General features: G+C 40.0%; 9 protein-coding genes. 7 read left to right on the top strand and 2 right to left on the bottom strand.

The window, feature by feature from the left end:
• The first annotated feature begins 826 nt into the window (after positions 1-826).
• The 3 genes from KGY70_12530 (at position 827) to KGY70_12520 (ending at position 3,740) form a co-directional block, all read left to right on the top strand.
• Positions 827-1,603 carry an ABC transporter substrate-binding protein gene (locus KGY70_12530; protein ID MBS3776010.1) on the top strand — a complete coding sequence of 259 codons (777 nt, stop codon included), beginning with the start codon at positions 827-829 and terminating at the stop codon, positions 1,601-1,603.
• Positions 1,604-1,867: 264 nt separating this feature from the next.
• A complete protein-coding gene (gene coaD / locus KGY70_12525; protein ID MBS3776009.1) occupies positions 1,868-2,338 on the top strand; it encodes a pantetheine-phosphate adenylyltransferase in 471 nt (156 codons plus the stop codon).
• On the top strand, positions 2,322-3,740 hold the full coding sequence (locus tag KGY70_12520; GenBank protein MBS3776008.1) for a redoxin domain-containing protein: 1,419 nt from the start codon (positions 2,322-2,324) through the stop codon (positions 3,738-3,740). Before coaD ends, KGY70_12520 begins: the two co-directional genes overlap by 17 nt.
• A 196-nt stretch (positions 3,741-3,936) precedes the next feature.
• Here KGY70_12520 and KGY70_12515 read toward each other — a convergent pair whose 3' ends face one another.
• Positions 3,937-4,551 (bottom strand): NUDIX hydrolase, encoded by a 615-nt coding sequence (locus KGY70_12515; GenBank protein MBS3776007.1) that lies wholly within the window; start codon positions 4,549-4,551, stop codon positions 3,937-3,939.
• Positions 4,552-4,558: 7 nt separating this feature from the next.
• Between KGY70_12515 and KGY70_12510 the strand changes: the two genes are divergently transcribed.
• Both KGY70_12510 and KGY70_12505 read left to right on the top strand, forming a co-directional pair.
• The gene (locus KGY70_12510) at positions 4,559-5,188 is read left to right on the top strand and encodes an orotate phosphoribosyltransferase (GenBank protein ID MBS3776006.1); all 630 of its coding nucleotides are present in this window, start codon (positions 4,559-4,561) and stop codon (positions 5,186-5,188) included.
• 16 nt (positions 5,189-5,204) lie between these two features.
• Positions 5,205-5,624, top strand: a complete 420-nt coding sequence (locus KGY70_12505; protein MBS3776005.1) for an SRPBCC family protein — start codon at positions 5,205-5,207, stop codon at positions 5,622-5,624.
• Here KGY70_12505 and KGY70_12500 read toward each other — a convergent pair.
• Positions 5,619-6,368 carry a biotin--[acetyl-CoA-carboxylase] ligase gene (locus tag KGY70_12500; protein MBS3776004.1) on the bottom strand — a complete coding sequence of 250 codons (750 nt, stop codon included), beginning with the start codon at positions 6,366-6,368 and terminating at the stop codon, positions 5,619-5,621. The two genes, KGY70_12505 and KGY70_12500, sit on opposite strands and share 6 nt — an antisense overlap.
• A 365-nt stretch (positions 6,369-6,733) precedes the next feature.
• On the opposite strand from KGY70_12500, the gene rsfS reads away from it, so the two are divergent.
• Both rsfS and ftsH read left to right on the top strand, forming a co-directional pair.
• Positions 6,734-7,114: a ribosome silencing factor gene (rsfS, locus tag KGY70_12495; protein MBS3776003.1), complete on the top strand. Its 381-nt coding sequence runs from the start codon at positions 6,734-6,736 to the stop codon at positions 7,112-7,114.
• A gap of 24 nt (positions 7,115-7,138) precedes the next feature.
• The coding region (gene ftsH / locus KGY70_12490; protein ID MBS3776002.1) for an ATP-dependent zinc metalloprotease FtsH at positions 7,139-9,252 on the top strand (2,114 nt) is incomplete at its 3' end.

Below are 9,252 nucleotides of genomic sequence, written 5' to 3'. Positions count from 1 at the left end.
ATATGGCCTGTATGAAAAAATGAAATCTTACAACGAAACCGGCGTTGTATTTTTCTTTGATACAGAATCCAAAGAACTGATTGATAAGATCAGCGTGGCAAAATCAAGCCGAAAACTGGCAGAGGCCGTACAAAAGGCTGCAAAGGATTAATTTAGCCTGCATTATTCAAAAACGAAACCCGCTGGTAAGCGGGAAAGTTTTTGAATGCGGGATGGTTTGCGGGATGGATGCAGGCTCGCCTTCGCGAAGCTTCGGGCGCCTACGCTAAAGCTTCAGCGACAGCGTGCGGAGCAAGGCTCGCCTTCGCGAAGCTTCAGCGGAGCAAGGCAACCCCGCATTAGAAAAACCCGCTTTTTGCGAAATTTATTGAAGCAAAAAGCCAGGTTTTTCAATAGCGTCAGAATTATTTGTGAATAATTCGGGTTAGAGATACGGGCTGTGTAGAGACGCATGGTCTGTTAAAAAACATGATTTGTAGGGACGCACGACTGTGCGTCCCTACTATATTTCACAAAAACTGTATATTATAGGTTCAGGATTGTTTTTCGAAAACAATGAAAATTCATAATATTTGAATGAAGCAAAAAAATCAGAAAATTTTACCCTCCCAATCCCCCGCTATTATTTAAAAATCTCATATCCCGGATATATCTGTTCATATCGGAGATATACAATTTGATATCCGGTATATCATTGTCCCTGTGCCAAATATACAAGCAGATATATGAAAAACGGGAAAGCACCCAATCATTTCTTGCCAACACATGGAAAGCATCAATAATCTATTTCAATTTTATATTTTTGTGACTAATTTCGTTGGCAATTATGCAAGTTACTGATCAGATCCATCGCACCATTGACATCCCGGAGGATCCCCGGCGGATCATCTCTCTGGTGCCTTCCATTACAGAGTTGCTGTTTGATCTGGACCTGGAAGAGCACCTTAAGGGAAGAACCCGTTTCTGTATCCATCCCAAAGAAAAAGTGAATAAAGTGCCTGTGCTTGGAGGTGTAATGGGATTAAACTTCCATAAAATCGAAAAAATCGAACCCGACCTTGTTCTGGCCTCAAAGGAAGAAAATGCCAAAGGAGAGATTATGGAGTTGTCCAATCAATTCCCGGTGTGGGTAAGCGATGTGCACAACCTGCATGATGCCTTTTCAATGATTTATACCATAGGATGGATATGCAACAGAAATGAAAAAGCCCTCGCCCTGACCAAAAAAATAGAGGAAGCGTTCAATACATTGAATCATATTCCCGAAAATGTAGTCAAGGCGGCATATCTGATCTGGAAAAACCCGTTTTATACCGTAAACCGGGAGACTTTTGTGCATGATATGTTAAAAAGATCTGGTATAGAGAACGTATTTGCCGACAAAAAGGAACCTTACCCGATCGTCAGTGAAAAAGATATCCGGCAGAGAAAGGCCGATTACATCTTTCTGCCTTCTGAGCCTTACAATTTCAAAGAAAATGACGTGAAAGCCTTCAAACAAAGTTTTCCCAAGATGCAAATAAAAAGGGTTGAGGGGGAATATTTCACCTGGTATGGCTCACGTTTATTAAATGCCCCTTATTATTTCAAACAATTGTTTTAAGTTTGTTGCCCTAATTTGGACAAGCCAAAACGGAAACACATTAAATTCCTTGAAAGCATCCTGTTTGGTTTTGGCTTGTCCAAATTAGCAAGCAAAATTTATGAGGCATAATATAATATTATATATAGGTCATGATCTTTTTCAATTATTTTTATCTTTGAAAATTGCATCATAAATTTTGCCACAGTACCTTACCGGGCAAGTTTTGCCAAAAAAAGCAAGAATTTGACCGGTAAGGTACTAAATACATCAAAATTCAGCAAGATGAAAAAAGCGGTCTTCCCCGGATCATTTGATCCCTTCACCATAGGGCACGAATCCATTGTAAGAAGAGCCCTTTCCCTTTTCGATGAAATCATCATCTCCATAGGGTACAATGTCAATAAGAAAGGATATTTTTCACTGGAAGACAGGAAAAGATGGATAGCCAGTGTTTTTCACGATGAACCAAGGGTAAAGGTGGATCATTTTGAAGGATTGACCATTGAATACTGTAAGGGGACAGGAGCAAATTATTTACTGAGAGGATTGAGGACAGCAGCAGATTTTGAATATGAAAGAGCCATAGCTCAAGTTAATAAAGCCATGTATGAAGGAATTGAAACCGTTTTCCTGCTGACCATGCCTGAACATACACCTGTAAACTCAACCATCGTCAGGGATATTATCAGAAATGGAGGCGATGCCAGTAAGTTTTTACCAAAAGGAATGAATATCCATGACCGCGCAAAATAACTACTTGATCCTAAAATGCATATCTCTTATTTTATTCTTCTTTGGCACAAACGCGCTTGCTGCCGGAGAAGTTGAACTGAATGGACAGGCCCCTAAGTATGCCGGGGATAAAATCACCTTTTACGCTTATTCCGATTATATCACCAAAGACACCGTTAACCTGACAACCCTTCAGATCCAAAAGGACGGATCGTTTAACTGTACGTTTAACCTGGACCAGGTAAGGAAAATATTTGTGGATCTCGGCGTATATAAAGGCTATTTTTATGCTGAACCCGGGAAGAGCTATACTCTATCCCTGCCTGATAAGGAGGAAAAAAGCCAGGCCCAGAGGTTGAACCCTTACTTTAAAGGCATACCTGTTCACCTCGGGATTGCAGATGCAGGGGAAAGTGAGCTGAATTACCAGATAAACAGTTTTTCCAGCTATTATGATGAAATAATCAACAAAAATGTGAACAATGTCAAAAATCTATCTAAAATCAAAGATTCGATATATACCCTGCTGGATACTGCCGTTCAATCCGATAACCGTTTTTTTCAGGATTATAAAAATTATACGCTGGGTGAACTGAAATTGTCACTGGGTTATCCTGCTCATAAAGTAAAAAGCCAAATGCTTGCCAATCAAACGGTTTTGTATCAAAACCCGGCCTATATGGATTTTATATCCACATTTTATAAGGACCATTTCAAAGATTTATTTTCTGAACATGGAAATGAAGTACCACATATCATCAACCGTACAAAGAGCTACTCCAGACTTGATTCCCTGATCCGTAAGGATTCCGTACTGAAAAATAACAGCAGGCTGAAAGAGCTGGTTCTGCTAAAAGGTCTCTATGATGCTTACTATGACAACATGTTTTCCAGGAAAGCGGTCAGACAAATGCTTGACTCAGCAGAACAACAGGTCAGTCACAGGGAAAACCTCCGCATTGCCGGTAATATCAAAGAAAAAACCAAAACCCTGTCAGCAGGGGATCAGGCTCCCGGATTTTGCCTTTATGATGTGGACAGCAATCAGGTATGCCTTGATGACCTCAGGGGGGATTACATTTACCTGGGATTCTGTAATTCAAAGAATTATAGTTGCCTCCGGCATTACAACATACTGGAAAATCTTTACAAAAAGCACAAAAAACACTTTAAAATAGTGATCATTTCAAGTAAAGAAAGTTTCCGGGAAATGAAACAGCTTACAGAACACCATGATTATCCGTGGACATTCCTCCATCTTGGAGATAAAACGAATATACTCCATCAATACAAAGTAAGGAATATCCCTGCCTATTTTTTTATTGATCCGGAGGGAACACTTAAATTATCACCGGCACCGGCCCCATCAGAATCAATTGAAGAAAAAATATACCGGATCATGAAAAAAGATGGGGCTTTATAATGCATGAATGCCTGCCCGCCGGCCTCTCCGACTGGGACAGGCGGGCCTGCCCGCAACAGGCGGGATTGAATGTTGTTAAACTGTCAAATTGTTACATTGTTGAAAGAAAGGCTGAGAGATATAAAGGCTAAGGTTCAATATTAAACCAGAACCCCCGCCTCTCTGCTCTTAGCCTTAGCCTCAGCCTTAGCCTCTTTCAAAGAAGCTTTCCTGCCTTCAGCACGTCAATAATGGAGAGAAAAGTATTTTCAGTAACGACATCCAGATCTTCAGGATTCATCCATTTTGCTTCGGTAATTTCTTCCTTTGCCTGAGGTATTAATGATTCTTCTTCCCTGCCCTTCATTTTATACCAGTATGTTCTTTTCAGTATCAATACACCATCGAGTGTATAAGAATGATAGGTGGTATGTAACAAATCATCTATTTCCAGTGAATGAATTCCACATTCCTCCTTCACCTCTCTTAATGCGCAAATTTCGGGTTCTTCTCCATCTTCCTTCTTTCCTTTAGGAAGATCCCATTTTCCACGTCTCTTGATGACAAGTACCTGCCCCTTTTCATTGAATACAAGGCCACCGGCAGCTTCCAACAACCTGAAAAACGATTGAAAATCCTGAAAAGCTTTATCCACATCGTGATAGGCAATGAATACATTTCTTATCTCCTGAACATTTCTGAAGAGCTCGAGCACATAAGCAAGCTGAATTTCATTCAAATACCTAATAAAAAGTCCATTATACTGTTTATAATAGCCGTCAAACTGATCTATAAAATAAATCGTTCGGTTGTCGAAAAAAACTTTATACATTTGCCCTATGGAAAATTTGGAACAAAAAATAGCCAATAATCTATTACAAATAAACGCAATAAAATTCAATCCAGCAAATCCTTTTCGATGGAGTTCCGGGTGGAAATCTCCCATTTACTGTGATAACAGAAAGTCCCTTTCTTATCCCCCGATCAGGGACTCCATAAAAAATGGTTTTGTAGAATTGGTGAAAAATCATTATGGAATACCCGATGTCATTGCAGGCGTAGCAACCGGCGCCATAGCAATTGGAGCCCTGACTGCCGACGCCCTGAATTTGCCTTTTGTATATGTACGCTCCAGTCCTAAAAATCATGGTTTGCAAAATATGGTAGAAGGTGATCTGGAAGAAGATCAAAAAGTGGTGGTCATTGAAGACCTGATCTCAACAGGAAACAGCAGCCTTAATGCTGTAAAGGCATTAAGAAACAGCGGAGCCAACGTACTTGGAATGGGAGCCATTTTTTCTTATGAATTCGAACTGGCAAAAAAGAACTTCGAGGAAAGTGATTGTCCATTGGCAACCCTCTGTGGTTATCACACCCTCATTGAGGTAGCTATACGCAAAGGGTATTTGCAGAAAAAGGAGCGGGAGCAACTGGAAAATTGGCGCAAAAATCCTTCTGAGTGGGAATAATTAAAACTAATGCATTATGTCAAAAGTAGTCAGTAAAATAGGAAAAATTTACAGAAACGACGACGAAATCTATAACTTTCTTTCCGATTTCAGAAATCTGGATTCACTGGTTCCGGCCAATAAAATTACAGACTGGCAATCGGATGAAGATCGCTGCCGATTCAGCATTGCAGGAATCGGCGCAACCGGAATGCGGATTGTTGAAAAGGAACCCTACAAACTTATCAAACTGGGAAGTTATAAAGAAAGCCCTGTAAGCTTCAATATATGGATACAACTTAAAAAAGTTGAGGAGGGAGACACCCGAATAAGATTGACCGGAGAAGCCCATATGAACTCACTTATGAACAAAATGGTTCAAAGTTACCTAAAAAAAGGATTGAATAGTGCGGTTGACAGATTGACAGACTTTTTCAACAATAAGAGAGATTTATAATACAAATTCTACTTCCTTAAAATTATATTCCAACGTTTTGCCGGATTGATTCTCAAGGATAAGCTGGCCGTAATCGGAAACCCCAATGATCTTGGCCTTGAATTGTTCTTCGCTGTTCTGATACCATGACATCTCATTTAATCGGAACAGCTTTGCGTGGTAATCTTTCTGAATTTTATCCATCATCCCCTTTAACAACATCTGATACCGTTTTTCAAGACAACCGGCCAGTTTTTTTAATTCCTCTTTCAATACCAGCTTTTTCTCAATCATCTGACCCAGAGAAACAGGATTGGGAATATCTTCAGGAAATTTTTCCTGGTTCATATTGATTCCTATTCCTACGATGGAGTTTTTCACCGATGAGCCCACAAGGTCATTTTCAATCAATATTCCTGCAATTTTTCTGTCATCGACATAAATATCATTTGGCCATTTGATTCTCACATCTGAAACATAACTGCACAAATAGTCACAAATCCCAAGGCTAATGGCCTTGGAAATTAAGAATTGCGTATTGGCTGAAATAAATTCCGGGTACAATATAATACTAAACAGGAGATTTTTACCCCGTTTGCTGTGCCAGGTATTGTTTCCGTATCCTCTCCCTTTCCTTTGCTCCCCGGAAATGATGATTGTGCCCTCTTCCGGGGCTTCTTCAGAGAGAAGCGCCCTGGCATAGTCGTTGGTGCTGTCTACTGTAAGCAAAGAGATTAATTTCTTTCCTATAATATTCGCTTTCATAATAATTCATCAATAGATGAAACGACACAAAAGTAAATATTTTCATTACACAAAATAAATTCCGACAATTTTTCATTATTATTGTGAGGGAACAATATTTGCATGAATTAAAAAATTTTTAGCAAAGCAATATTCACACAAGTTCCCTGAGATAAAAGGAATGGAAAATGGTTTATAAAAATACAACGAAAAGACAAAAGGTCAATTTTATATCTGAAAGGTTAAAAACTCATGTTTTTAGTACCTTACCGGTCAAATTCTTGCTTTTTTCGGCAAAACTTGCCCGGTAAGGCAGTAAGAAATTCATCTTTTGAACAGAACAATAAGAATCATAAAAATTTAATTAATTTTGCAAAAAAATTTTAATGAAAATCTCTAAAGAAGAAGAAATTACAAAGGAAGCACTACTGGATAAAATCATAAAGGGAATACAAGATAAAAAAGGAAAAGAAATCGTAAGTTTAAAAATTGGCAAAATAGAAAACTCAATCTGTGATTATTTTGTTATATGTCATGGAACTTCGTCAACACATGTTGACGCAATTATAGATTCTATTGAACAGAGAGTAAAAAAAGAACTGAATGAAAAGCCATATCATAAAGAAGGATTAGATAATCTTACGTGGGTTCTCATTGATTATGCAAGCATCATCATTCATGTTTTTCAGAAAGAATACAGAGATTTTTACAATCTGGAAGATTTATGGGCTGATGCTACCATGTATAAATATGAGGACGTACAATAAACCAATAACGGAGGTAAATCAGGAATGGCCGAAGAAAAGAAAGATCAGAACCAGGAACAAAACCAAAATAATCAAGACAACAACAACAAGAAGCCTTATCCAAAATTTAACATTTATTGGGTATATGCGCTGATAGCCATATTTTTCATTTCCTTAAACTTCATGAATCTTGGAGGAAGCCCTAAGGAAACTACCTGGCAGGAATTTCAGCGTACAATGCTTAAGAACCAGGATGTTGAAAGAATCGTTGTCATAAACAAAGAAAAAGCCGAAGTATATCTTAAGGATGAAGCCCTTAACAAACCGGAATATGACGAACTTTTCAATGATGGCATGTTTTCCGTGCCCAAAGAGGGGCCTCATTACTATTTCACCATTGGTTCGCTGGAAATGTTTGACCAGAGAATAAGTGACTTTCAGGAAAGCCTTCCTGAAGGTCAATACATCCAGGTGAAATATGAAACCAGGAAAGATATCCTTGGAGAAGTACTTACCTGGTTATTACCGATTTTCATCCTTGTTGCCATCTGGTTGTTTATATTCAAAAGAATATCCAAAGGAGCCGGTGGTGGCGGCGGCGGAAGCAACATATTCAATGTGGGTAAATCCAAAGCGGTATTATTCGACAAAGAATCGAATGTTAAAGTGGATTTCAACGATGTTGCCGGATTGGATGAAGCAAAAGTAGAGGTAAAAGAAGTTGTTGAATTTCTGAAGAATCCGCAGAAGTATACGGAACTCGGAGGAAAGATCCCGAAAGGCGTGCTGCTTGTCGGCCCGCCGGGTACCGGTAAAACCCTTCTTGCAAAAGCTGTAGCAGGAGAGGCAAGCGTGCCGTTTTTCTCCATTTCGGGCTCCGATTTTGTTGAGATGTTTGTAGGTGTAGGAGCTTCCAGGGTGCGTGACCTCTTCAAGCAGGCGAAGGAAAAGGCTCCCTGTATTATATTTATTGATGAAATCGACGCCATAGGACGGGCAAGAGGCAAGAATCCCAGCATGGGTGCCAATGATGAAAGAGAAAACACCCTTAACCAGTTGCTTGCTGAAATGGACGGATTTAGCAACAACATTGGCATCATCATTGTTGCGGCCACCAACCGTGCCGATATGCTTGACAAGGCACTGTTAAGGGCCGGCCGGTTTGACAGGCAGGTACACGTAGATCTGCCCGACCTGAATGAAAGGAAAGAGATTTTTAAAGTACATATAAAACCACTTAAGACAGAAAAAGACCTTGACGTAGAATTTCTGGCCAAACAAACACCCGGTTTCTCAGGTGCAGATATTGCCAATGTTGCTAATGAAGCTGCACTTATAGCTGCAAGAAAAGAGAAAAAGGAAGTTGGTAAAGAAGATTTTCTGGATGCCATTGACCGGATCATTGCAGGACTTGAAAGAAGGAATAAGCTGATCACCGCCTCGGAGAAAAAAGCCATTGCCTATCATGAATGCGGTCATGCCATTGTGAGCTGGCTGTTGAAACATGCCAGCCCGTTGGTTAAGGTAACCATCGTTCCCCGGGGTAAAGCATTGGGTTCGGCATGGTACCTGCCGGAAGAACGAAACCTCACCACTACCGATCAACTGATGGACGAAATGAGTGCGGCGCTCGGTGGCAGAGCAGCGGAAGAACTGATGTTCAATAAAATATCAACCGGGGCCCTGAACGATCTTGAAAAAATTACCAAGCAGGCATACGCCATGGTAGCTTATTTCGGAATGAGCGAGAAGGTTGGTAATCTGAGTTTCTATGATTCAACAGGACAAAGAGAATTCACATTCACCAAACCTTACAGTGAAAAGACCGCAGAACTTATCGACCAGGAAGTGCAGGAATATGTGAAAAAAGCTTATCAAAGGGCTTACGATATCCTGAAGAACCACCGGGAACAATTGGATCAACTGGCAGAAATGCTGCTTGATAAGGAGATCATATTTTCAGACGACCTTGAAAAGGTGTTGGGCAAGCGGGAAATCGACGATGAAAAGAAACAGAAGATACTGAAGGAAGGTAAAAAAGTGAAGCAGATACACGAAGAAAGCGAAAAGCAACGGAGCGGAAAAGACAAGGATAAAGAGCAGAAAGAAGAGAACAGCGGAGAAAAAGAAGATACAAAGGAGAAACAACAAGAAGGGGA

This window comes from Bacteroidales bacterium (assembly GCA_018334875.1).
GTDB lineage: Bacteria > Bacteroidota > Bacteroidia > Bacteroidales > UBA12077 > JAGXLC01.
Note: the sequence above shows the minus strand (reverse complement) of the source record. Positions and strands in the feature narration are given on the sequence as shown.

What these genes read in the sequence shown, in the direction of transcription:
- KGY70_12530 (MBS3776010.1), top strand. Translation starts at nt 827, where the DNA reads ATGCAAGTTACTGATCAGATCCATCGCACCATTGACATCCCGGAGGAT.
- coaD (MBS3776009.1), top strand. Translation starts at nt 1,868, where the DNA reads ATGAAAAAAGCGGTCTTCCCCGGATCATTTGATCCCTTCACCATAGGG.
- KGY70_12520 (MBS3776008.1), top strand. Translation starts at nt 2,322, where the DNA reads ATGACCGCGCAAAATAACTACTTGATCCTAAAATGCATATCTCTTATT.
- KGY70_12515 (MBS3776007.1), bottom strand. Translation starts at nt 4,551, where the DNA reads ATGTATAAAGTTTTTTTCGACAACCGAACGATTTATTTTATAGATCAG.
- KGY70_12510 (MBS3776006.1), top strand. Translation starts at nt 4,559, where the DNA reads ATGGAAAATTTGGAACAAAAAATAGCCAATAATCTATTACAAATAAAC.
- KGY70_12505 (MBS3776005.1), top strand. Translation starts at nt 5,205, where the DNA reads ATGTCAAAAGTAGTCAGTAAAATAGGAAAAATTTACAGAAACGACGAC.
- KGY70_12500 (MBS3776004.1), bottom strand. Translation starts at nt 6,368, where the DNA reads ATGAAAGCGAATATTATAGGAAAGAAATTAATCTCTTTGCTTACAGTA.
- rsfS (MBS3776003.1), top strand. Translation starts at nt 6,734, where the DNA reads ATGAAAATCTCTAAAGAAGAAGAAATTACAAAGGAAGCACTACTGGAT.